The organism is Lapidilactobacillus concavus DSM 17758 (assembly GCF_001435835.1).
GTDB lineage: Bacteria > Bacillota > Bacilli > Lactobacillales > Lactobacillaceae > Lapidilactobacillus > Lapidilactobacillus concavus.
In genome coordinates, this window is the sequence record NZ_AZFX01000087.1 from 70,517 (window position 1) to 95,723 (window position 25,207).

A 25,207-nucleotide genomic window follows, 5' to 3' on the forward strand; every position below is an offset into this window, starting at 1 on the left:
ACTTCTTTACCTCCTGTGCTCGATGTACATTAACCCTAATAACTTTTGACTTGGCCAATAAAAAATCAAAAATAAGACCACGTTTAATAGAATCGTCGGTGCTAAGGCATTGCTGATAAACTGCCACGGATTCTCGTTCGTCATCCCAAAGAATACGGCCAAGAAATATAGAATGAGCTGTGAAATAAAAACGGCGATAATAAATGCCGCTAATTTATAGATTGCTCGTTCCTTGAAATAGTTCAACAAATACTTCGTTAACAGATATGCCAACGGCACAATCAATGTATACTGACCAATCAAGCCAGTATAGAACAGGTCATAACTCAATCCTGCAAAGAGTGCCAACCAAAAAAGCAATGACTCATCAGGTGCCGCAAATGTTGCCAGTACAATTTCTAACAGAATCAATTGTGGCGCCATCTGTAGATCATTGACGTAGAAGTTCTGTGAGAAGACTAAGCTGAAACTACCGTCTAAGAAGAAGCCAAGCATCAACAAAATAAGTACGATCCAACGCCGATGTAATATTTCTTCCATTATTTATCCTCGATCGATCGACTAATCACAGTCACAACGGAGAAATTATTCAAGTTAGCCGCAGGTTTAACGTAAATCGTGCTGGCTAATCCATAATTATCTTTCGTGACCTTTGCAACCGTTCCAACCAATAATCCACGTGGTGTTAAGCCACCCAGTCCAGAGGTAATCACCTGCTGGCCCTTCTTAACCTTGTCAGCGGTAACTAAGTGGCTCATCACCAATGTTGCCGTCTTATGATCAAAATCTGTGATCAACCCACTCACTGGTGTCTCGTTGCCAGTACTGATTTCTGCAGCAAAACGATTACTGGAATTATTATTGCTAGAAATAAGCTCGACTTTTGAATTTGTTTTGTTGACTTCAATCACGCGACCAACTAAACCCGATCCAGACATGACGGGCATATTCTTGGTGATTCCCGCAGAAGAACCTCGATTGATGATCAAATCATTTTGCCAATTGACTGGCGAGCGACTCATGACTGCGGCCGTGATCTGCTCGTAATCCGTCAACGTATTATTCAACTTAAGCTGTTTCTTTAAGTCCCTATTTTCGTTTTTGAGCGTTTGATTCTCGACTTTTGTTTCGGCTAACGTTTGCAATTCAGACTTCAAGGCGCTGTTCTCTTCAAAAGCATTAAACAAATCGCGCACATTCGTCGTGACCGAACGTACCGCATTAATCGGTGTCGTAATGACATGGCCAACGATACCAAATGCATCATTACCAACGCGTTGGACGATTTCGGGTGACTGACGATTATCGCGCAAGCTAATCGAAGCAGAGAGCATTCCAAAAACAGCGATCAACGTGACCATCACAATAATTAATTTTTTGTTGGAAAAGAACTTATTCATTAGATCCTCCAGTAAATCAAAAAAGCGGGCTCACCCCGCATTTTCAGATCTTAATGTTTCTGCTTCATGACTTCGATATTCTTCAATGATTCGCCGGTCCCAATTGCAACACAGTCGAGCGGGTCTTGTGCGACAAAGACAGGAACTTTAGTTGCTTCAGAAACAACCTCGGCTAAATGTTTGAGCAATGCGCCACCACCGGTTAGAACAATCCCGTGGTCGATGACGTCTGCTGAGATTTCGGGAGGTGTCTCCTCCAATGTCTCGGTAATCGCGCCAATAATTGCATCAACAATTTCTTGAATCGCTTTGGCAATATCTGTCGCCGAAACTTCGATTGTCTTAGGCAAGCCAGAAATCAAATCACGACCACGAACAGTCATGTTGTCCAATTCTGCAGCGTCTGTGACAGAAGCAGAACCAATTTGAATTTTAACTTCTTCGGCTGTTCTTTCGCCAATCAGCAAATTGAAGTGTTGACGAATATAAGCGGCAACTGCTTCATCAATCTTATCCCCAGCCATTCGAATCGAACGAGAGGAGACGATTCCACCAAGCGAAATCGTTGCAACATCTGTCGTACCACCACCGATATCAACAACCATGCTGCCTGTTGGTTCCATAATTGGCAATCCTGCACCAATTGCAGCCGCAAAAGGCTCTTCGATGACATAAGCCTCACGTGCACCCGCAACACGAGTTGCATCGATCACTGCGCGTTTCTCAACCTCAGTCACACCGCTAGGCACACAAACCATGACATAGGGTTTACCCGTGCCAATCGTCTTTTTGATGAAATACTTCATCATGGTTGCCGTGGTATCATAGTCCGCAATCACACCATCTTTCATGGGGCGAATGGCACTAATATTTGCTGGAGTTCGGCCGATCATATCACGTGCTTCAGCTCCAACCGCGACAATCTCACCCGTCTTGACATTCTTAGCAACAACAGATGGTTCGTTCAAAACGATCCCTTTGCCTTCAATGTAAACAAGCGTATTTGCAGTTCCTAAATCTATTCCAATGTTTTTTGCGCCGAATCCAAACAAGATGTTCTCTCCTTAAATGTTAAAATCATGCTAAGTCAAATTATAACATACCCAGAAAGTGTTAAAAAGTCATCACAATCAAAACTTTAGAATTAACAACACTTGTTTCTTTTGCCAGATTCTTCATGTTGCGTCACATTCAGATCATGCCTTCCTCACGCATCGATAAATACTCGTCGGCACCGATAATGAGATGATCCAAACACTCGATTCCCATGATCTCACCGCAGTCAACTAAACGCTTAGAAAATTGGATATCGTTCTTCGAGGGTGCTGTTTTACCACTCGGATGATTATGAACCACAATTAAGCGTGCTGCAGAGAGTAATACCGCTTGGTGAAAGATTTCTCGCGGATGGGCAATCGAGGTATTTAAGCCGCCAATAAAAATTGTTTTCTGTTGAATGATCTGATTCTTAGTATCCAAATAAATCACAATTAATTTTTCCTGTTGACAACCAGCCAGTTGCTGTTGCAGCTTGGTCCCAATCATATTTGATGAGACAATGGCACCTTGTCGAAGCTGACTCTGCTTTTGTGCACGTTTCCCTATTTCAAACGCCGCTTGTAATTCAATGGCTTTAACGGTGCCAATACCTTGAAATTCAGTCAGCTGATCAACCGTTGCTAAGGACAGAAAGGCTAAGTTATCGTACTTTTGCATCAAATCTGCAGCAACTTGTGCCAGTGACTGCTTGACAGTTCCAGTCCGCAACAAAATTTGTAACAACTCTTGATCGGTGGCTCCGCTGATGCCATATTTCAACGCCATTTCTCGTGGCAAACCCTTCTGAAGCCGCTCAACGGTTTTTAAAGAATGCTTCGGCTCAATAGATGTCGTCTTTGTCATTATTTTTTCAACTCCGCATGTCGCCGAATGGATTGCTGTTGGATCAGTTGGACCGTATCTTGTGTCATCAAAAAAATCACCCTTTCATAGTTAAATACGAAAGGATGATCGATTAATTTTTCATTCGGGTGAATTTATGATTCCAACCGCAAATAATGTCGCACGTTTGTGATCAGATAGAACGATCCTGCAAAGAGGTAGACGCCCTCACCACCGCCTTCTTGTAATTCAGCTTGCAGTGATTCTTGCCAATGTTCATAGAATCTAATCTTGGCACCCAATCGTTCTTCCAAATCAGACTTGGTTGCGGCACGCGGATTATCTTCAATTGCGGTCCAGGTCACCTGCCAATTGGTGTGCGCCAATAATTCAGCAACGCCCGCAATATCTTTATCTGCCATCATGCCGAGCGTCAAGTAAATGGGTTGACCGGCAAATGACTGTTTAACGCCCTGGATCAATGCCTTAAACGCAGCCGGATTATGCGCGCCATCTAACAGAATCAGAGGTTGTTGACTAAGCACCTCTAAACGTCCTGGCACCTGAAAATGTTTCAGGCGTTCACGAACGATTGCGATAGACGGCTTTGCATGGTGTCGTTGCATAAATGCAATTGCCGCCGCAACGGCTAAGCTGGCATCCCAAACTTGCCAACTGGCGAAGGCTGGCATTTGCAGTTTTTTGAGGATCCAACGACCCTCGATAAATTCACTAGCGACTTTGAGGTCAAACGTTGCCACACCATCGGCTAGTTTTAGCTTGGACACTTGCAGCTGTTGATCGAACCAAATTCCCTGCGCCCCAATTGTAGCAATTTTTTCTGTGACGACCGGGATGGTATCTGCGGGTAATTGACCCAATATCGTCGTTTGCCCTGTCTTGATAATGCCAGATTTTTCGCGTGCGATATCAACCAGTGTTGGACCAATCAAATCCTGATGATCCATTCCGATCGACGCAATGACACCAATTTCCGCTTCGATCACATTCGTACGGTCATGTTCACCACCGATACCAACCTCAATCACGCCGACATCTATTTGTTGCTGTGCGAAATAAACAAACATGAGGATCGTCACCAATTCAAACTCGGTCAGATTCAATTCAGCTCGCACCAATTTTGTGACGACTTGATTGGTGAGTGTCAATAAATCCTCGTCCGGAATTTGTTGATCATCAATCTGAATACGTTCATTAAATCGCAAAATATACGGTGAGGTAAATAATCCGACTCGATAGCCATGTGCACCCAACAGTTCGCTGACTAAATGGCTGACAGAGCCTTTACCATTTGTTCCGGTGACGTGAATAGTCGGGAATTCTTTCTGAGGATCCCCAAACAAATGTAGCGCCTGCTTCATGATCGTCAATTTATTCTCACGATGAAACTTAGGTCGTTGATGAATATAATCGATGGCTTGCTCAACCGTTGTAAACATAGTCAACACCTCGTTTGAACTATTTATTTTCTTGTAGTTCTGCCAAACGTTTCTCGACAGCAGCCTGCTGTTTCAAGTAATCGGCGCGTTTAGTCCGTTGCTCATCAACAACTTTTTCTGGTGCTTTAGCCACAAACTTCTCGTTATTTAACTTACGATCAATTCGAGCGACTTCATCGTCGAGCCGTTGAATTTCTTTTTGCAAGCGGGCAATTTCTTCATCGATATCAATCAATTCTGCTAACGGCACGGCAATCTCAACGTCTGGTGTGACAGCGGTCATGGCGAGTTTTGGCGATTTAACCTCTGGCCCAATAACTAAAGCTGTTGGGTTTAAGAAGCGTTCCAAGAACTCAAGGTTTTGATTCAAGGTTGTTTCAATAGTTGTCGAGTTCGTCTTGATCAACACCTCGATAGATTTAGAAATTGGGGCGTTGGCTTGCGAACGAATATTACGAACACCACGAATCACCTCAATAAGAGCATCCATCTGTGTCTGTGCATCTTCGTCTACAAAATCGGTCTGATATTCTGGATAACGAGCAACAGTCAATGAGTGACCAATGTGCGGCATAGATAACCAAATTTTCTCGGTCACAAATGGCATAATGGGGTGCATTAAGCGTAAAATTTGGTCGAGAACATAGAGCAAGTTCTGACGCTTAGCCGTCTTGGCAGCTTCGTCCTCACCATTAAGAACTGCCTTACTCATTTCGATATACCAATCGCAGAAGTCATTCCAGATGAAGTTGTATAAAATACGACCAGATTCACCGAATTCAAAACTATCATTCAAGCGAGTAACTTCAGCAATTGTGTCATTCAAGCGGCTCAAGATCCAGCGATCGGATAAATCAAGTCGTTCTTTTGCCGGTGTTTGATCAGTCGCTTCAATGTCACCAAGGTTCATGATCACAAAACGACTCGCATTCCAAATCTTGTTGATAAAATTCCAAGCCGAATCCATTTTGTCGTAGCTGAAACGGGTATCCTGACCAGGCGTCGAACCGGTTGACAAGAACCAACGCAAGGCGTCTGCCCCATATTTCGCAATGACATCCATTGGATCAATCCCATTACCCAGTGACTTACTCATCTTGCGGCCCTGCTCGTCGCGAATCAGGCCATGAATCACAACGTTCTCAAAAGGACGCTTGCCGGTAAACTTCAGGCTTTGGAAAATCATCCGCGAAACCCAGAAGAAGATGATGTCGTAACCGGTGACTAAGGTATTCGTTGGGAAATAACGTTTGAAGTCTTCTTGATTCGTATCCGGCCAACCCATGGTCGAAAATGGCCACAGCGCGCTTGAGAACCAAGTATCCAGAACGTCTGTCTCTTGATGCCAGTTTTCTGCATCCTCAGGTGCTTCCATGCCAACATAAATTTCACCAGTTTGATTTTGGTACCAAGCTGGAATGCGATGACCCCACCACAATTGACGAGAAATTACCCAGTCATGTGCATTTTCCATCCATTGCGTGAAAGTTTTTTCAAAGCGATCTGGCACAAAGTTAACTTTCTGATCGGTTTCCTGATTCTTCAACGCCATTTCTGCAAGTGGTTTCATCTTGACAAACCATTGTGTCGACAAGCGTGGTTCAACTTGGACACCAGAGCGCTCAGAATGGCCCACACTGTGCACGATCTTTTCAACACGTAGTAAGTAACCCTCGGCTTTTAAATCATCCACGATGGCTTTACGTGCTTCAAAACGGTCCATGCCAGCGTACTTGCCAGCCTTCTCATTCATCGTGCCATCATCATTCATAATATTGATCCGCTCAAGATTATGGCGGTTACCCACCTCAAAGTCGTTAGGGTCATGCGCAGGGGTAATCTTGACTGCGCCAGTTCCGAAATCAACATCGACATAATGATCTTCGATGATTGGAATCGTCCGATCGGTCAATGGCAACTTCACTTGCTTACCGACCATATCTTTGTAACGCTCATCACCAGGATGAACTGCAATAGCCGTGTCGCCCAACATCGTTTCGGGACGTGTGGTGGCAATTTCAATTTCACCCGATCCATCCGCAAGTGGATAACGGACGTGGTAGAAACCACCTTCATCATCTTGATGAAGCACTTCAATATCTGACAAGGCAGTTTGCAATTGTGGATCCCAGTTGATAATATACTCGCCGCGATAAATCAAGCCCTCTTCGTATAATTTCACGAAAACGGTGCGAACTGCCTTTGACAAGCCCTCATCTAGGGTAAAGCGTTCACGGCCATAGTCAAGCGACAACCCCATCTTGGCCCATTGTGACTTGATTGTTGCTGCGTATTCGTCTTTCCATGCCCAAACTTGTTCGACAAATTTTTCACGACCAAGTTGATGGCGGTCAATTCCTTGTGCTCGCAGCTTAGCCTCAACTTTAGCCTGTGTTGCGATTCCCGCGTGATCCATCCCGGGTAACCAAAGCACATCATAGCCTTGCATCCGCTTCTGACGAATGATCATATCTTGTAAGGTCGTATCCCAAGCATGACCCAAATGCAATTTACCCGTCACATTAGGTGGTGGGATCACGATTGAATAAGGTTTTGCTTTTCTATCACCACTGGGTTTGAAAACATCTTCGTCCAACCAAGTCTGGTATTGGCCAGCTTCGACAGACTGCGGATCGTATTTTGGTGCCATTTCTTCTTTTGCCATCTTGAACACTCCTTTTCATCAACAACACTGATTAACGACATAAAAAAATCGTCCTATTCACATAGGACGATTAACTCGCGGTACCACCTAAATTGAAATTGCATCACTAAGGACCAACTTCCAACTCAACACGATAACGGCATGAACCGGCGATAATTACTTAATTTCATCAGCGCAACTCACAAGCTACTCATCGACCGCCGTTTGAAAGCTTCACACTGAATGCTTCCTCACTGAAAAACAGACGCTCAATTCCTCTTGATCAAGGTTATTAATGCTATGGTAGCCTAGAACTTCAACTTCGTCAAGTCACGGAATACCACGTTGATGACATTTTTTCAAAATTGATCTAACTCAATTCAGCAAGTAATAACAAGTTTTGGACTTCGCTTGTGAGATCAAGATAGCGGACGTGAACCGATTCTGGAACGTGAACCGGTTCCGGTGCAAAACTCAAAATCGATGTCACGCCAAACATCACCAACTGATCCACAACTTCTTGCAACGCATGGCTCGGCACAGTTGAAATAACGCCTTTAATCTGCTTGGCTTTCAAATCGTCTTCTAGATCAGCCAACGCTTGAATTGGGACTTCATTGATTATTCCACCAATCACGGCTGGATCAACATCATAAGCCGCGACGATCTCCAAATTCGGATTGCGGCGAAAGTTGTTGATCAACAGCGCCCGGCCAAGGTTGCCGACACCTATTAAGGCCAATCCTTGGGTGTGGTTAACCTCTAAAATCGTCCCAAAAATTTCAATTAAGTGGGCGATATCGTAACCATAACCGCTTTTACCCAAATCGCCAAAGTAGGAAAAATCCCGTCGAATTGTTGTGGCTTCAAGATGAATGATTCGACCCAACTGCGCAGATTTGATTCGTAAATACCCCGCGTCTGCCAAATTGCAAAGGGTGCGATAATAAATCGGTAAGCGTTCCAAACTCATGCGTGGAATTTTTTTATTTTGCGGTGTCATCGCAATTTACCTCATTTTTTGTTAATCAAATCACATTTACATGATAACAAATAAAGCGCTTTTTTGCAAGAGTCTCGCCATATCATCGAATCGTCCTCATTTAATAGCATTGCCCGTGACTTGTTTTTGATCGGCCAGACACAAAAAGCACACTTGCCGAAGCAAATGTGCTCACTTAAGATCTGATCCACTGAATAATCAGCTCATGAAAGACTAGAGTACCGATTGAATATCAATTTGATCCGTGGTTAAAAACTCGTCATGACTGCGAATTTCGGTGACTTTAACACCGGCTAACGAACGTGCCATCAGCGCCTCACCGTCTAGTTGCGATTCATAGAAACGTGCCTTTTCAAGATTAGGTTTTGTCTTTGGACGTGGTGGTGCAAAAATGGTACAGCAATCTTCAAATGGCAGGATCGATAAATCAAACGTATCGATCTTTTCAGCAATCGAAATGATTTCAGTCTTGTCCATCGTGGCAACTGGACGAATAATCGGCATCGAAGTCACATCGTTAATAGCAACCATACTTTCCAACGTTTGCGAAGCAACTTGACCAACAGATTCACCGTTAAAAATTGCTAAACCTTGACGCTGTTCAGCCAATTTAACGGCTAAGCGCAACATGAAACGGCGCTGAACGGTCATTAAATAACCTTCAGGAACCGTACGTTTAACTTCTTCCTGGATCTCCGTGAAAGGAACCTCGATAAATTTGATTGTGCCACAATAAGGTGCTAACTTGGCAGTCAGCTGTTTTGCTTTCGCAAGGGCACGCTCAGACGTATACGGTGGGCTAAAGAAATGAACCATTTCAATCTCGACACCGCGTTTCATTGCCAGATACCCGGCGACTGGTGAATCAATTCCACCAGACAACATCAACATGGCTTTACCTGCTGTTCCCACAGGTAAGCCACCAGCACCTTTGATCGTCTGACTGGATAGATAAATACCATCACGGCGAACTTCTACCCGCAATGTCACATCGGGATGCTTCATTTTTGCAGTCAAGCCAGGAATATGGTCATAAATATAATCCCCCAACAAGAGGTTGATCTGATTTGTATCCAGTTCAAATTCATGATCCGAACGGCGCGTATCAATTTTAAAGGTCTTAGCCACTGGTACTAGCTCCTGCATCATTTCCAAGGCAGTTTGCTTCAATGTCTCGACATCTTTAGCAATTTTAAGACTGGGCGAGAAGTTCTGAATTCCGAATACCATCGATAATTTCTCGATCACGGCATCTGAATCTGTGCCATTCAAGGCAATATGCATTCGATCGCGTTTTGGATAAATGTGAAGGTCAGGGAAAGCAGCCAATGCCTTCGTCACATTCCCATTTAAACGGCCGATAAATTCACGGCGATTCTTACCCTTAGTAGATAGTTCGCCATATCGTACCGTAATTTCTGTATATTTCATTCAATTCTACTCCTTTGATAAGACTCAAATGACCTGCGTTTAGCTAATCATTAGCAATCAGTTTGTCAATCTAGCGGCCGTTCATATGTTGAAAGCGTTGATACACCTTGGGGAAAATCTTTATAAATTGTTCCACTTCAGCCTCAGTATTGGCATCATCTAAGCTGATTCGGACTGCACTCGTTGCTAATTTTTCTGGAATTTGCATCGCTTTTAGCGTCCCAGATTCCACGCCTGAACGCGATGAACAAGCACTCGTTGTCGAGAGATAAATATCTTCCGCCTCCGACGCGTGAACAGTCGTTTCACCACGAACCCCTCTCAGTGCAAAACAAAGAATATGTGGCGCAAAATCAGGTGTCACCGGCGAAAAAATCGTGATATCAGGTAACGCACTTAAAAAATCGACCAGTTTTTGCTTTAGCGCTAACTCATGAGCAGCTTTGCTTGCCTCATCAGTCAATGCGAGTCGTAGCGCTTTGCTCATTGCGGCGATTGCAGGCGTGTTTTCGGTACCGCTTCGACGATCTTGCTCTTGACCGCCACCCGTGATCAACGTTTCCAATTGGCGACCTCGTTTAGCATAAATAAAACCAACTCCGCGAGGACCGTGGAATTTATGAGCGGAAAAGGTCGCAAAATCTACACGCTCCGGCAAGACACGCGACCAAAGATTTTTACCCACACTTTGAACCGCATCGACGTGAAAATGAATCGTTGGGTATTGTGTTAAGATCTTGGCGATTGCTTCAATTGGTTGGATCGACCCAATCTCATTATTGACTGCCATCACCGACACCAAAACGGTATCCGGTCGAATCGCCGCTGCCACAGATTCTGGTGTAACGAAGCCCGCCTTGTTGACTGGCAAATAGGTGACCTCCCAGCCCATTTTTTCTAGTTGGCGTGCAGAGTTTAGCACTGCGGGATGTTCAATCGCGGAAACAATGAGGTGACGTCCAAATTCACGTTTAGCAAGCGCCGTTCCCTTGATGACCCAGTTATCGCCTTCTGTACCACCACTTGTAAAATAAATCTCATCGGGCTGACATTTAACTAAATCAGCAATTTGTTGGCGTGCAGACTGCAACATCTGTAACGCACGATCACCTAGATGATGTAAACTCGACGGATTACCCCAAAACTCGTTGGCGACGGTTTGGTAGGTTTGCAAAACCGCGGGATCGATTTTTGTTGTGGCACTATTATCAAAATAAATCAAACCGAAGACTCCTTCAAAATTCAATGCAAGACGCTTAGCTGACGACTAACGCAACCATAAGGAAACCAGCTGAGGTTTGCGTTCAGTATTTTTGTACATTTTAACATTGTACCATGCAAAAACAATTTTGTTTATTTTGCACGATCGATGTCACATAAATTATTTTGAGATTCAAGTTAAATTCACCTGGCCTGAGTGATTCCAAAGTGTGTCAGCTCCAAAATAAAAACCTTATCGGCATCGATAAGGTTTGACGTTAGTTACGATTCGATTGAGACGTTACGCTTTTGTCTCGGGTTCAGTTTCGATCACGGATTGATCTGTTGCATCTTCAGAGTTGTAGTACAACGATTCAATTCGTTTGAAGGAGCCTGGCTCAACTTGATCGAGTGCAGTCGCAATCGTGTCGAGCGCTTGCTGATAGTTATGATCTTCGGTGTAAATTCGTTTAGCTTCTGCAGCTGCACCAGCTAAAGCTTCGTTACCGTAAGTATAACGGTTTGCATATTGCAAGGCTTGCTCCGTCAAGATAGCTGCGTCTTTCATATCCTTGGCTTTTTGTGTCAGTGTATTAAGATCCTCTTGGGTCATAATCAACTGCTTGGTGATATCTTCGATGTTAATTTGAACTTGATTTAAATTATCGTCCAGCTTAGCCACCTCTTCGCGAACCATGGTAAAGTAATCCACAAAATCCTTGGGTACGCCAGGCAAATTAGCTTGTTCAACTTCTCGCTGAATATCTTTTAGATCAATTTCAAATTGGGTCACACCCTGTTTTGCAACACGCTCACCTTCGAATAACCCAGAAACACTATCATTGATCTGATATTGTTTCTGTTCGAGTTCGCCCAAACGCTTCGCAATTGCTTCAAAACTATCAAACGTTGCCGTGTAGACGGCTTGGTGGTCAGCGATTTCTTGAACTCGGCGATCATATTCTTTTTGCATATCTGCGATTTCTGATTGCATCTGCCGTGCGTCGTCTAATTCATTATGAGTTAACACGTAGCTCTGATTCAAATGATCTAAGGACATGATCAGGTTCGTAATTTGAACACTCGAATGATTCAAGTATTCTGAAGCTTCCTTTTGAATGGCCGCGACTTTCTTCTTGGCTTCCAATTCATCTTGCAGACGCTGATATAAATCATCGATCGACTTGACAATGCTCTTGTTATTTTGTTCGACCACTTGTAATTCAAGCTTGCTCAATGCCGTCAGCGTCACCGCAATCTTATTATGAACCATGGCAATACTTTCCAGAATTCCCGGCTCGCCAAAACTGTAATGTTCTGTCCGCATTTTTTCGAAGTACTGCTTAATTTCTGACAATTGATCAGGAAATTCAGTCACTAATTCATGGTAACGTGGTGGAATCCGTTTAAGAATATCTGACAGAATATTTAATTTCTTGGCGATGTCAGCTAAAACTTTCTTTGCTTCTAAATGATCGCCAGCACTAGTCAACTTACGAATCGTTTCAAATTGCTTATCCACATCACTCAAGCGATCTTCAAACTCATCAACTGAGTCACCATAATCAAACGATTTCGTCAATACTTCTTTGCGCATCGCGCGATACTGCGATGACAACTTTTCGCCCTGAACTTTATTTTGCTCACTGCTCTTGACGAGTTGATCCAAAGAGTCGATGACATCTTGACTATCTGACTGCATCTCCTTCAGTTGTTCACGGGAAGCATTGATGCGTTTTTTTGAGGTGAAAATTTTGAAATTTTGATTGGCTTTTTCGGCATCAAAGACACTTTGATAGAGCTGACCAAACTTGTTGTTGATCAGATCATAATAGGCACCTCGCCATTTTTCAAGACTCTTGTGACTCTCACCAGTTAAATTCATCGCGTCCAACTGCTCAATGGTTTTATAAATCGGTTGACTTGTCATCGCTTCGAAGTCTTCATTCAACTGGTTAATTTCTTTTTCGTTCTGAACGCGTCGAAACGCCACAAAAAGTGCGACAACTAAGACCACGATCAGAAGCCCTAATACAATATAAATCCAACTTTGCACAATAAGTACACCCCTACAGATAAAATTCTTGCAACTGCTTTCAATAATAGCGATAACAAAAACATCTTTAGTTAGAATTATAGCAGATTTGGAGAACAGTCCAAGATTACTGAGAAAAAATATAAATTATTTAAGGTTAATTTAACAAGCTAACCAGGTGGGTTTAGAATCCATCAAATGCACATCGACGACCGAATATGTTATGATGTAACAAACATTTATTGAATTTACTTTTCTAAGGAGTTTCCTATGGACGAAATTATCCTACAGCAATTCGACGAGATTTTTTCCGATCCCGAATATCAAACAGACAATGCAGTCGCCATCTTAGCGAATAGCAGCGCACTGATCAATCAGCTCGTTCCAGACTTGAATTGGGCTGGTTTCTACCTCTGGCATCAAGAGAAACAACAACTTGAACTGGGGCCCTTCCAAGGAAAGATTGCCTGTTCAACGATTGCCTCAGCAACCGGTGTTTGTGGAACAGCCTACGCCGAGCAACGACCCGTTCGTGTGGCTAATGTACATGAGTTCGCAGGACACATTGCGTGCGATGCCGCTACGGATTCCGAACTTGTCATTCCGCTAACTTTTGGCGATCAGCGGATTGGTGTATTAGATCTCGATTCACCAAAGCTTGACCGCTTCTCAGAACGTGACCAAACCATTTTGGTACAACTCGCTGCCAAGATTGCAACGCTGCTCACGCGAACCGCCAGCACACCTAATTTAACACATGATTAGCACAGAAAACACCGTCGATCTGATGGTGTTTTTTTGCTCCGATATCCGTTCAAAACGTTAACTAAAAAAAGCAGGTCATCATGTGGTCGCACCCAGCAACGTTAGACTTTTAATCTAACATCTGAGGTCAACGGCACATGATTGCCTGCTTTTTACTATTGAAATGAATTAGTGATTCGTATCGTTAAAAACGTCGCGTCCTTTGACGAAATAATCAACGCCAGAATAGACCGTAAAGAATAGGCAAATGTAGAGTAAGATTAGCCCAATCGGCACCGATATTGCCGCAAAGAAGACGTCATTCAGTAATAGAAACACGATAGACAACATTTGCGTCGTCGTTTTAATTTTACCCGGCATTGCAGCTGCCATCACTTGACCATCTTGCTCAACAATCAGTAATCGCAATCCCGTCACCGCTAACTCGCGGCAAACAATAATTGCGACAACCCAAGCGGGGGCTTTGCCCAGGCTAACTAAGAAAATAAAAGCAGTCATCACCAACATCTTATCAGCAAGAGGATCTGCAAATTTACCAAAATTTGTGACCAAATGATTTTTACGGGCAATCTTGCCATCCAACAAGTCGGTTAATGAAGCAACGATGAACACAATTGCTGCGATCAACTGTGGCACCGGAATATCGGCGCCCCCGACTGTGATCTGTCCCCATTGCCATTCAACCGCTAGTAGCAAAATAAATATGGGAATCAAAATCATCCGAAAAACTGTTAATTTATTTGGTAAATTCATGACTACTTAACCACCTAATTATTCAGAATCGCTTGTAGATTCGATATTGAATTGATACGCCTGTACCATTGATGCCGCTGTTGGGAACGTGACTGACTTGCCATTGATCGCCAAATTCAAAACTGGCGCATTACCCGTCTGGACCTTAAATGAGGTCACACCGGAAGCTAACGCCATCTCGTGAGACTCACCAGATGACAACGTACTCTGCCAAGTCTCGCCGGAACCACCTGTTAAGGTGACCATCACCCAAACGCGACCAGTTGCGCTAATCGTAATTTTGTTGTCTTTCGTCGGCAAATTCTTAACGGTATACGTATTCGTTGTATTCGCATCTTGCGCAATTTCTAAGTCAGCTTTTTTCGACGAAGACTTCGATGACTTCGATGACTTTGAACTTTCAGAGCTCTCGGTCTCCGACTGACTGGAAGATTCTGAGGATTTCTTGCTCGACTTCTTCGAAGAAATCACTTCTGAACTCTCATCAGGAATACGTTGTTTGGGTTGTCCAGCCACCCGCACGGCGTAAAAATACAAGCTCGCAATAACAATCAGACTCACCAAGCCAATGATGATTTTGCCTAAATTGTTATGGAACCAGCTGCCAACAGAATGCGTGTCTTCATGTAAGGCACGTGTCTTGTTTTCAATCGAATTCTCAGCGTACTCTGTGGGCTGCGCTTCTGGAATCACATCATGATACTCATCCAATAATTCAGCGCTATTCAACCCAACTGTTTCAGCATATTGCTTCACAAAAGCACGGACATAAAAATCACCAGGAAGTTGATCGAAATTATCTTCCTCGATAGCGATTAAATACCGCTTCTGTATTTTAGTTATTTGTTGGAGATCGTCTAGGGTATAACCCTTCTCGATTCGAGCACTCCGTAATCTCTTACCTACATTGTCCATTACTAAAATTCACCACCAGCTATTATCGTTTTCATTATATCATATCCAACTAGCTCGACCAATTAAGATTATCTTATTATTGATGACTTTCTGAAATAAATAGGTGCTGCGTCGTTTCAACTTTATTTAACTACTTCAACCAGCCACCATCAACATATATGGTCTGACCGGTTAAATAATCCGCGGAGGGCGCCAGTAGATGCGCCACCCAAATTGAAATTTCTTCCGGGCGGGCCAAACGACCAACTGGAATTTCGGCACTTAGCTCGGCGAGTTCACTTTCTGAAAATTCGGCGTTCATTTGTGTATCGACTGCACCAGGAGCAATCACATTGACCGTCAATCCATTAGCGGCAACCTCCCGTGCATAAGCATTTGCAAAACTAGATTGCGCCCCTTTAACAGAGCTATACGCAACTTCCATCGCACTGCCAACACCCCCATAAATCGAACCAATCAAGACGATGCGTGAATGCTCATGCGTTTGCAGATGTGGTTGCGCGGCTTTGATCAGACTCATCGGTGTAAGTAAATGCAACCGGAACAGATCCAGAATACGCCCATCCGAAATATCTGTGAATAACTGATACGTGGTCGCACCTTGCGCGAAGATCAAGGCTTGGTAATCTCCGAAGCTTTTCAATAATTGACGATAATCCTGATCTGGCTGATAAAAGTCCATTAACACTGATTGAAATTCCTGTGCCGAATATTGGTGAGACAATTCAGCGACTAGGTCAACGACGGCGGCCTCGTGATGATAATACTGCATCACGAGTGACCATCCATCCGCTGCTAATTGGCGGCTAATCGCCTGCCCGATATTTCCGGAAGCACCAAAAACAATTGCCCGTTTAAATGTTGTCATCCTCTTGACGGCTCCTTAACATGGTATAACTTGCGCGCTGACTGTGTGCAAAAAATTGCTGAACATTCACTAAGCTCTCACTCAGACGACGTTGCTGCAACTGTTGCTTGAATTGATCTAAAGGCCAATCATAGAAAGCAAGCTCAACACTTTCCTGACCGATACCTTCAATCTCATCCTCTGCAAAAAGTAAATTACCTAGCATGTCTTGACGTACAATCTCAAAGTTTGCGAGATCAGCTTCAGATAAACCAGCAATGACTTCCTGAACCTCGCTTTGTAGATGCTGTGGATCCGGCGTGTTTGCTGTAAAAATCAAATGATTATTGCCGCGTTCTACGGTCGTTTGAAACTGAAAACTATCATTGATCAAACCGCTATTCCGCCACTTCCGATAGCGTTCAGCCGTTTCGCCGAATAATGTTGTCATCACTAATTCCAAATCAATTTGCAAGCGAATCACATCCGTCAAATGGCTGATTGATGCGCCTCGCCACCCGAGCGCGAGTTTATTCACTTGGAGTTGGTCATTAACGAGTACTGAATCTGCTTTGATTGCTAACTTAGCCGGTCTCGAAGCAGTCTCACGTTCGATTTGATACCGTCTCCTTAACGCTGTCCAGGCATTGTCTGGCTGCTGCCAATAATCTGCCAACGATGCCCGCGAAAGATCAGCCACGATCACTAGCTTCATGTTTTGTGGCTGATAGAACGTTTGGTGAATCTTGAGCAATATTTCTGAATCGATGCTTTTTAACGATGCAGGCGTTCCTGCAATATCCGTGGCCATTGGTGCGCCTTCACCGTACAACGTGGTGATCAATTGATTCTCTAATCGATAATCGGGTTGATCTTGATATAGATTAAGTTCTTGCGTGATAATCGCACGTTCTTTCGAAACACTCTCAGGTTGAAAATAAGGTTGGCTCACTAATTCGGCGAGTAAGTCAAGATTAGCTGACAACTGTGAAGTACTACTAAAAAAGTAACCCGTTTTTGTCGGGCTCGTAAAAGCGTTCGTTTCCGCGTGATGTTTTGCAAACCGCTGACTGATGTCACCTGTTGGCTTATTAAAAAGTTGATGTTCAATGAAATGAGCTGTGCCAGCAGGGATCCTTGTTTGCCGCCATTCGCCAGCAATATGGGCACGATAACTCTGATCGATACCGCCAAAATCAACCATCACGATACCAAATTGTTTGACAAATCCAGGTTTATCGATCAACTCAACGTCTAAACCGTTGGGCAGCTGAAATTTTCTGTTCATCTTTCGACCTCTCATTTTGGCGACCGATTCAATAATCGCGTCACCACTTTCAATTGGCAAGCTGCTAGCATTTCTTGGACCTGTGTGAGTGAAATGTGATGGATCGCAGCTGCAAATTCTGCTTGATTCCGATGACGTTCAGGAAAAACTGCATCCGCAAATAATTGCAACGCCCGGGTTCGCGGTTGATCTTGAGATTGTAATTGCTCGTTAATTTCGTTCTCTTCTTCCAACTCAAGTAGTTGTGAATCGATTGATTGTCTAGCCTGAGCAAATACTGTAGAAATTGCTGCCTGCGCCTCATCAACTTGTTGCCGATCAACGCCAGCCTCAATATACAGCCATCCTAAAAATGAATCATAAGTCGCACTGATATCATAAGCCAGACCAGCCTGTTCACGCACTTGTCGAAACAGGAGCGACTGCTCATCACCACCGAGAATTGCCGCCGTTAAGCGTAACGTATCCCGAGCAACTTGTGTCGACAGATCCGGCAACGTATATGCCAGACAAAGATGGGTCTGTTCGCCGACAATCTCACGCTCAATCACTTTTGGTTTTGCAAGTAGTTGATTCAAAATCTGTGGCTGTGGTAACACAGGTTGACGCGCTGGAAAAGCCCAATCCTTCATTTGTTCATCTGCAGGCAAGCTTTGACCATAACCCACGATCTCGACCCGCCAGTCATTGATGAGCTGTTGATACAGTTGTCCTAAATGTGTCTCGCTCAGATGTTGCAGTTCCTGCAGATTCCCCACACGCGGTGTCTGTAACGACGGCGCATCAAAAAACGCCGCTTTAGTCGAAGCAAAGGTTTGAAAATCGTGGTTGGTCTCAAGATCTAGTAATTCGGTCTGCAATGCCTGATATTCAGCTTGATAAACTTCATGGTCAAAACGAGCCGCTCCTAAAAGCGGCTCAAAAATAATATCTTTGATGAGATCGAGACATTCACGACCAATCGCTCGATCCGACAAAGGATCCACAAAACTAATTTCGACAATCAAATCACGCCAACGACCAAAATTCTGATGATACACTTGTAAATTAGCACCATAAAGTTTTGCCAGGGCTAAACTTAGTTGCTCACTCTCGGGATACTTCTGATTACCATGTGCAAGAATCCAAGTTAACAAAGTCATCTCCGTATTGGTAGCTGCCTCAATGGGTCCAATGAAATGACAAGTTAACAGATTAGTGCGAAACTTACTCGCACGATTGAGCGTCAAATTGACGCCAGTAGTGATCATTGTTTTCAATGTTAGCCTCATTTACACTTCAAATAGAATCTAAACGATTAATTACGAAAGATAGTTGCCGTCTTGATCTGATGTTGGCTGGCTCGGATCGAAGTATTGCTGATAATTCTCTGTTCCCCACAATACTTGACGCCCCTTACTGCCTTCAGACGGTCCAACCACGCCAACTTTTTCCATGTCTTCGATAATTAGCGCTGCACGATTATATCCGATTCGGAAACGGCGCTGGATCATTGACGTACTTGCTTTTTTCTCTTGTACAACATATGACACGGCCTCCCGGAAATGTTCGTCGTGTTCTTGTTGATCATTATCTTGTGAAACATCGTTGACGTGGGCAATCAAGTCTTCATCATATTCAGCGGTTTGCTGACCTTTGACGAAATCGATGATTTTTTCAACATCGCGGCCAGAAATATAGGCACCTTGAATACGTACCGGTTTCGATAAGCCGACTGGGGAGAACATCATATCCCCTCGCCCAAGCAGTTTTTCAGCACCGTTCATATCCAAAATCGTTCTGGAATCAATCCCACTCGACACCGCAAAGGCAATTCGAGATGGAATATTGGCTTTAATCAAGCCTGTAATCACATCAACCGATGGCCGTTGCGTGGCGATAATCAAATGGACACCAGCTGCACGAGCTTTCTGCGCAAGGCGAACAATAGAAGTTTCGACTTCGTTGCCCGCTGCCATCATCAAATCCGCCAACTCATCGATCACAACAATCATGAATGGCATTTCGTCCATCATGGCGTTGTTTTTATCTGAATTGTTCTCACGAACCTTTGCATTATACTCGCCGATATCACGCACGCCGGCAGCTTCAAACCGTTGATAACGGTCTTCCATTTCGCTGACCGCTTTATTTAGCGCATTGGCTGCCTTCTTTGGATTCGTCACAACGGGTAAAAGCAGATGTGGAATATCATTATAAACTGACAATTCAACCATTTTCGGATCAATCAACATTAACTTTACTTCATTTGGTCGTGCGTGCATCAAGATACTAGTAATGATCACGTTGATCATGACCGATTTACCACTACCCGTGGAGCCCGCAATCAATAAATGAGGCATTTTCGTGAGGTCTGCAGTCACAATATCTCCGGTAACTGACTTGCCCAGCGGCACTTCAAGAATTTTACCTGGGTGCATCGGCTGTTTCTCAATCACCTCACGGAATGAGACTGTCGCAACAGTTCGATTAGGAACTTCGATGCCGACATATGGCTTACCCGGAATTGGCGCTTCGATTCGAATGTCTTTCGCAGCCAATGCCAACGCTAAATCATCGGCAAGATTGACGATCTTATTTACCTTGACGCCAAGTCCTGGTTTGACTTCATACTTCGTCACGGTTGGGCCTAGATCAGCATGAATAACTTTGACATCAACCCCAAAACTCTTAAACGTCTGTTCAAGTGTTGCACGGTTCTTCTGAATCAACGAAACTTCGCTACTCTGATCCGTTGGTGGAATGACACTAAGTAATTCAGAAGTTGGTAGTTGATAATTTGAATAATCCTCGTGTGGCACCGTAGATGTGCCTTGATCTGCCCTGGTAGTCATCGCGACAGGATCAGTTGGTGACAAAAATGGCGCAGACACTGTTTTTGATGATGGCTCATCAACCAAGTCATTGCCAGTTGGCGTTACTTTTTGATCAGTAATCGCCGCACCCGTTGGTGAGAAGTGAACGTCAAAGCCATCATGCGGACGTGGTAATCCATCTTCTGTTTCTTTGGATTCTTGTGCTGCGGCAGGAGTTGCCAGTGTTGCTGTTGAAGTTGTCAACGCCTTTTTAGTTGTGGCAACCAGCCCAGCATCATGAATGACGACATCGACAGAACGTTGACTCTTATCGACCGGTCCACCACTGACTGAAAAGGCATCCTGAGTTGTCTCGGCGAGATCTGGCTCATCAGAACTTAAATTAGGATCCGATTCATCCTCATCTGGCTCATCAAAGAAGCGACCACGCAACCCATGCAGCTGTTGCCCTGCTGCCAGAATAAAGGACCGGCAGGCAAAAGTGACCCGCTGCAAGTACTGAATAATATCGTGAAATGGAATCATCGTGAACATTAAGATGCCGATGATCACGCCTAGAATTGCAATTAACACAGTGCCCCAATTACTTAAAAGGAAGAAGGTTATGCTATATAAATAACCGCCAGTCATCCCACCTGCAACCGACTCAGTCACGCGACCACGTCGAAAATCTGCTCTCAAGAGCGACCATAGCACGTGTGTGAATTGACTGTGGATATTTAAATATGCAAAGAAGATTTCTGTATTCAACAATAGCGTACTGAGATAGACCACAATCATCCCAAATAAACGACGTAATGGCAGATCATTGGGCCAATGACCCAGTACTAACAAATAAAGTCCCACCATACCAAAAACCGTTTCAGCAATTAAGTCAGTATCGCCCACGAAAACACGAAAGACGTTTGCAATCAAATTGCCTAAATAGCCCCAACGGAAAATGGCTAAAACTGCCAACAGCGCAAAGATCAAGCCCACAATGTTTAACTGATAATCTATCCTATTTTTTCGCCCGCGTCGTTTCGTCTTCGAACGTGTCGTTGACTTCCGACGTTTCTTTTTGGCTTTTGCCATTAAACAACTCACCTTTCGTACATTGACAGAAGCACATCAATTCCTTGAAACAATCTTGCTGATTAATTGATTCTTTTATTTCAACTTATCATGTTCATAGCGGTGCGATAATTCCAACCCAGCAAAACTCTGTTGACGCAACGCTTCATAAATGACCAATGCAGCCGTGTTCGACAAATTCAGTGCTCGCACCTTATCCGTCATCGGAATTCGCAAACACTTCTCCGCATTATCACGCATGAAGTCTTCTGGCAATCCCGTCGTTTCCTTACCAAATAAGAAATAATGATCCTGTTGGATATCTGAAAAATCTTGGTCACTATAAACCTGTTCCGAGAATTTTGTAATCAGATATAAGAATTTCTGATTGGGAATAGATTTCAAGAAATCATCCAGGTCATCATGATAGACAATCTCAACATTATCCCAATAATCTAGTCCCGCACGTTTCAAATGACGATCATCCGTTTGAAAGCCAAGTGGTCGAATTAAATGCAAAACCGTCCCTGTAGCAGCACACGTTCGTGCAATATTTCCTGTATTCGCTGGCATCAGCGGTTCAAAAAGTGCAATATGATTAGTCATTAATATTCCCTCGTCTCATGATTGAAATTCAATAAAAGCAATTGCAGATTCCTCCGAAAATTCGACTAAAAAAATGAGAAGAACGACAATCTAAGCCATCTCATTTTTGAAAGTACCAACTGCTATTCTAACATAGTTTCTTTTTAGAAAACTAGGGTTGCCAATGGATTATCAGGTTGTTTTCATGAATCTTAAAACGACTTAATTTTTTTATATTTCGAGATTTACGGTCTGAGCTTCTCAATTCATTCTGACCGAGTTTTAATTAATCGAGAAATTGGCTAGCCTATTCCTTTACTTAGGTCGGCGAATGTTGAATAATAATGTTAGTTATTGTTAATTAAGGGAGGTTGAATTTATTGTTACGTAAATATTTATCGGAGTTTTTGGGCACTTTTTTCTTGATCCTATTAGGAACTAGCGCAGTCACAATTGCTAAAGGTGACACGCTGACAATTGCGATTGCGTTTGGTTTGGCGATTACCATCTCTGCTTATGCCTTTGGTGGCATCTCAGGTGGTCACTTCAATCCAGCGGTGACAACTGCGATGTTGATTAACAAGCGAATTTCAGCGATGGACGCGGTTGGTTACATCATTTCGCAAGTATTGGGCGCAACTGTTGCCTCACTTTTTGTTAAAATCTTCGTTGGCGCACTAAAATTACCAACAAACCAACTTGGACAAACTGATTTTCCAAAGATTTCTGGCGGCGTTGCCTTCTTAGTTGAAGTGCTCGCAACCTTCATGTTCCTCATGATCATTTTAAATGTAACCAGCAAAGATCACGGCGACGCGCACTTCGCCGGTTTGGTCATTGGTGTCTCGCTCTCATTACTCATCGTATTTGCACTCAATTTAACCGGAGCTTCATTAAATCCTGCTCGTTCGTTTGGACCTGCGATTTTTGCCGGTGGTTCTGCATTAAAACACCTTTGGCTCTACATTATTGCACCCGAAGTTGGTGCAGTTCTGGCCGCCTACTGCTCTAGATTTTTCTTAGGTTCAGAAGCCTAGACTAACGAAAGAAAGCGTGATTTCATTAAGAAATCACGCTTTTTTGTTACCCTAGATTTGATTGCTTGAGTTTCATGACTATTTTCTAGCACGTTCAGGCGCAAAGAACGCCAGGTTATCCGGAATTATACACAGAACCGTTCAACTGATTTACAATTGAGTCACTTGATTATCAGAAAACTACCGGCTTGAAAATACTTTTTTTCACGAAAAAAATGTAGTCCCTCGGTTATACGACGGCGAGAGGCTACATTCATAAGGCCTTGATCGAAACTTTTAGCAAAGGACATCCCTTGATAAAAGCGCGACGGTAACCTTGAAAATAATATATCACTTGATCATGTAACTTACAAGTAAAATGCAAAAAATGCTGATTTTTTCAAAAAAAATGCAGGAACATCCCGAGGCACGATGTGTTGGTCACTTTTAGCTTATTATTTGTAAGTTGTTCAATTCAATGTTATACTAAGTCTCAAGTTTGTGGTCTCTAATTGGTTTTCTGGCACATTTAAGGAGAAAATATGGCAAAAAAATCAAAAATTGCAAAAGAACTTCGGATTGAAGCTACTGTCGCACGTTATGCTGCGAAGCGTGAAGCACTTATCGCTGCTCACGATTATGCCGGTTTAAGTCAATTGCCTCGCAACGCTTCCCCGACCCGCATTCACCATCGCGACACGCTGGATGGACGCCCACATGCTTACATGCGCAAATTCAAAATGTCGCGCCTCAACTTTCGTCAATTAGCCCATTTAGGTCAACTTCCTGGCGTACGTAAAGCAAGCTGGTAGTTTTTAGTTCAGTTTATCCTATTGCCTAAGCTCATACTCGTGATCACATTGGTCACGTGTATTTCTTGAAAAATTGAATTCATTCCCTCTTAAATTCATCGATTGATCACACTTTTACGTTATACTATTCCTATCAAACTGAAAGCGAGTGATTCAGGTGGAGATTTCTTTAACAAAAGTCCATGGATCAGATAATGAGTTCTTTATTCTCGATCAAACTAAACTAAGCCGGAAGTTGACAGATTCCGAAATCAAGGCAATCACGAAACGTGTGAGTGATCGAGATAATGGTTTGTGGCAAGGTGCAGATGGTGTGCTTGTCGTGGACGAGCCAACGCATTCTGGCCCGCTTGGGATGATGCGCGTCATCAACGCGGATGGCAGTGAAGCTTCGATGTGTGGTAATGGAATTCGAACGATTGCACGTTACCTTGGACAAGAACATCGACAACTAAATTTCAAAATCCAAACCATGTACGCGGATCTGCTTGTTGAACAAGCTACCCCATTAGCACCAAGCATTCAGACTTTCCAGGCTGAAATCTCACCTATTAGCTTTGCCGCTAAAGATCTCGGACTGCACTGGCAAGATCTCCCCGAACTACATCACCAAAAAATTAGCGTCCTGTCAGATCAGCTTATTTTCACTGCGGTTGCAGTTCCTAACCCTCATCTGATCAGTTTCGTTGACCATGAAACATTGACCGGGCCCGAGCTTGGAAGAATCGCTAGTTATTTAAATAATGGCGATAATCCAATCTTTCCTGATGGCGTTAATGTCAGTTTCGTTGAAGTACTTGCCGCTAATCATCTCTTCGTCCGCACTTATGAGCGCGGCGTTGGCTACACGAATGCTTGTGGTACCGGTATGTCAGCGTCGAGCCTTGTCTATGTACTCGAACAGGGAGGCCATTTCGAACAAGAACTCAATGTTCAGAATCCTGGCGGTATGGTTAAAACTATTGTTCATGAAAATACGGATACCGAGCGTCATTCACTTTATTGGGTTTCACTCGTTGGTAACGCCACCTTCTTGGGCGCTGCCATGCTGACTCTTGAACAACTTAATGATCCCGATTTTGATCTCACCCAAGTTCATTTTGAGGAAACAGGCGAACAGGAAAAATATCGTCAATTTATCGCATCACTTTGATCTCAATCTGGTTCTGAATCCAATCGGAGTATGTCTCCAAACGTGAATTCTAATTACTGATCAACTTTCGATGAGATTGCAAATCTAAAAAGACAAAAATAGACGACCTATCCGAATCTTGTTCGGCTAGGTCGTCCTTTGATGTAAAGA

Annotated in this window: 21 protein-coding genes and 1 other annotated feature; of the genes, 4 read left to right on the forward strand and 17 right to left on the reverse strand. The window is 43.5% G+C overall.

The window, feature by feature from the left end; all coding sequences use genetic code 11:
* Nucleotides 1-6: 6 nt before the first annotated feature.
* The 10 genes from mreD to ezrA all read right to left on the reverse strand — a co-directional run bounded on the left by mreD (nucleotide 7) and on the right by ezrA (nucleotide 13,075).
* A complete protein-coding gene (mreD, locus tag FC15_RS07660; RefSeq protein WP_057825487.1) occupies nucleotides 7-540 on the reverse strand; it encodes a rod shape-determining protein MreD in 534 nt (177 codons plus the stop codon).
* Nucleotides 540-1,400 (reverse strand): rod shape-determining protein MreC, encoded by an 861-nt coding sequence (gene mreC / locus FC15_RS07665; protein WP_057825488.1) that lies wholly within the window; start codon nucleotides 1,398-1,400, stop codon nucleotides 540-542. The genes mreD and mreC overlap by 1 nt, the downstream gene beginning before the upstream one ends.
* Nucleotides 1,401-1,450: 50 nt before the next feature.
* Nucleotides 1,451-2,452 (reverse strand): rod shape-determining protein, encoded by a 1,002-nt coding sequence (locus FC15_RS07670; RefSeq protein WP_057825490.1) that lies wholly within the window; start codon nucleotides 2,450-2,452, stop codon nucleotides 1,451-1,453.
* Between the two features lie 139 nt (nucleotides 2,453-2,591).
* Nucleotides 2,592-3,224 carry a RadC family protein gene (gene radC, locus FC15_RS07675; RefSeq protein WP_057825529.1) on the reverse strand — a complete coding sequence of 211 codons (633 nt, stop codon included), beginning with the start codon at nucleotides 3,222-3,224 and terminating at the stop codon, nucleotides 2,592-2,594.
* A 212-nt stretch (nucleotides 3,225-3,436) separates the two neighbouring features.
* Complete coding sequence (locus tag FC15_RS07680; RefSeq protein ID WP_057825491.1) at nucleotides 3,437-4,741, reverse strand: bifunctional folylpolyglutamate synthase/dihydrofolate synthase; 1,305 nt, start codon at nucleotides 4,739-4,741, stop codon at nucleotides 3,437-3,439.
* Nucleotides 4,742-4,760: 19 nt separating this feature from the next.
* Entirely contained in the window at nucleotides 4,761-7,406 is a 2,646-nt protein-coding gene (locus tag FC15_RS07685) for a valine--tRNA ligase (protein WP_057825492.1), read from the reverse strand.
* Between the two features lie 59 nt (nucleotides 7,407-7,465).
* Nucleotides 7,466-7,681: a binding site (T-box leader), on the reverse strand.
* 74 nt (nucleotides 7,682-7,755) lie between these two features.
* The gene (locus FC15_RS07690; RefSeq protein ID WP_057825494.1) at nucleotides 7,756-8,388 is read right to left on the reverse strand and encodes a redox-sensing transcriptional repressor Rex; all 633 of its coding nucleotides are present in this window, start codon (nucleotides 8,386-8,388) and stop codon (nucleotides 7,756-7,758) included.
* Between the two features lie 213 nt (nucleotides 8,389-8,601).
* Nucleotides 8,602-9,819 carry a tRNA uracil 4-sulfurtransferase ThiI gene (gene thiI, locus FC15_RS07695; protein ID WP_057825497.1) on the reverse strand — a complete coding sequence of 406 codons (1,218 nt, stop codon included), beginning with the start codon at nucleotides 9,817-9,819 and terminating at the stop codon, nucleotides 8,602-8,604.
* A gap of 70 nt (nucleotides 9,820-9,889) precedes the next feature.
* Nucleotides 9,890-11,041, reverse strand: a complete 1,152-nt coding sequence (locus FC15_RS07700; protein ID WP_057825499.1) for a cysteine desulfurase family protein — start codon at nucleotides 11,039-11,041, stop codon at nucleotides 9,890-9,892.
* Nucleotides 11,042-11,320: 279 nt separating this feature from the next.
* Nucleotides 11,321-13,075 (reverse strand): septation ring formation regulator EzrA, encoded by a 1,755-nt coding sequence (ezrA, locus tag FC15_RS07705; RefSeq protein WP_057825501.1) that lies wholly within the window; start codon nucleotides 13,073-13,075, stop codon nucleotides 11,321-11,323.
* Nucleotides 13,076-13,324: 249 nt separating this feature from the next.
* On the opposite strand from ezrA, the gene FC15_RS07710 reads away from it, so the two are divergent.
* Complete coding sequence (locus tag FC15_RS07710) at nucleotides 13,325-13,819, forward strand: GAF domain-containing protein (protein WP_057825502.1); 495 nt, start codon at nucleotides 13,325-13,327, stop codon at nucleotides 13,817-13,819.
* Nucleotides 13,820-13,987: 168 nt separating this feature from the next.
* Here the strand turns inward: FC15_RS07710 and pgsA are convergent, their stop codons facing one another.
* From pgsA to trmL, 7 genes are all read right to left on the reverse strand, one after another.
* Entirely contained in the window at nucleotides 13,988-14,572 is a 585-nt protein-coding gene (gene pgsA / locus FC15_RS07715) for a CDP-diacylglycerol--glycerol-3-phosphate 3-phosphatidyltransferase (RefSeq protein WP_057825504.1), read from the reverse strand.
* An 18-nt stretch (nucleotides 14,573-14,590) separates the two neighbouring features.
* The gene (locus tag FC15_RS07720; protein ID WP_057825506.1) at nucleotides 14,591-15,487 is read right to left on the reverse strand and encodes a helix-turn-helix domain-containing protein; all 897 of its coding nucleotides are present in this window, start codon (nucleotides 15,485-15,487) and stop codon (nucleotides 14,591-14,593) included.
* Between the two features lie 130 nt (nucleotides 15,488-15,617).
* Entirely contained in the window at nucleotides 15,618-16,355 is a 738-nt protein-coding gene (ymfI, locus tag FC15_RS07725) for an elongation factor P 5-aminopentanone reductase (RefSeq protein WP_057825508.1), read from the reverse strand.
* Entirely contained in the window at nucleotides 16,342-17,622 is a 1,281-nt protein-coding gene (yfmH, locus tag FC15_RS07730) for an EF-P 5-aminopentanol modification-associated protein YfmH (protein WP_057825510.1), read from the reverse strand. Before yfmH ends, ymfI begins: the two co-directional genes overlap by 14 nt.
* A gap of 11 nt (nucleotides 17,623-17,633) precedes the next feature.
* Complete coding sequence (locus FC15_RS07735; RefSeq protein ID WP_235803370.1) at nucleotides 17,634-18,872, reverse strand: insulinase family protein; 1,239 nt, start codon at nucleotides 18,870-18,872, stop codon at nucleotides 17,634-17,636.
* Nucleotides 18,873-18,923: 51 nt separating this feature from the next.
* Nucleotides 18,924-21,512, reverse strand: coding sequence for a DNA translocase FtsK (locus FC15_RS07740; protein ID WP_057825514.1), 2,589 nt, complete (start codon nucleotides 21,510-21,512; stop codon nucleotides 18,924-18,926).
* Between the two features lie 75 nt (nucleotides 21,513-21,587).
* Nucleotides 21,588-22,097 carry a tRNA (uridine(34)/cytosine(34)/5-carboxymethylaminomethyluridine(34)-2'-O)-methyltransferase TrmL gene (gene trmL, locus FC15_RS07745; protein WP_057825516.1) on the reverse strand — a complete coding sequence of 170 codons (510 nt, stop codon included), beginning with the start codon at nucleotides 22,095-22,097 and terminating at the stop codon, nucleotides 21,588-21,590.
* A 359-nt stretch (nucleotides 22,098-22,456) separates the two neighbouring features.
* Between trmL and FC15_RS07750 the strand changes: the two genes are divergently transcribed.
* The 3 genes from FC15_RS07750 to dapF all read left to right on the forward strand — a co-directional run bounded on the left by FC15_RS07750 (nucleotide 22,457) and on the right by dapF (nucleotide 25,057).
* Nucleotides 22,457-23,113, forward strand: coding sequence for an MIP/aquaporin family protein (locus tag FC15_RS07750; protein WP_083479157.1), 657 nt, complete (start codon nucleotides 22,457-22,459; stop codon nucleotides 23,111-23,113).
* Between the two features lie 521 nt (nucleotides 23,114-23,634).
* Nucleotides 23,635-23,904 (forward strand): 30S ribosomal protein S14, encoded by a 270-nt coding sequence (rpsN, locus tag FC15_RS07755; RefSeq protein WP_057825527.1) that lies wholly within the window; start codon nucleotides 23,635-23,637, stop codon nucleotides 23,902-23,904.
* Nucleotides 23,905-24,061: 157 nt separating this feature from the next.
* Nucleotides 24,062-25,057, forward strand: coding sequence for a diaminopimelate epimerase (gene dapF, locus FC15_RS07760; RefSeq protein WP_083479158.1), 996 nt, complete (start codon nucleotides 24,062-24,064; stop codon nucleotides 25,055-25,057).
* Nucleotides 25,058-25,207: the final 150 nt, after the last annotated feature.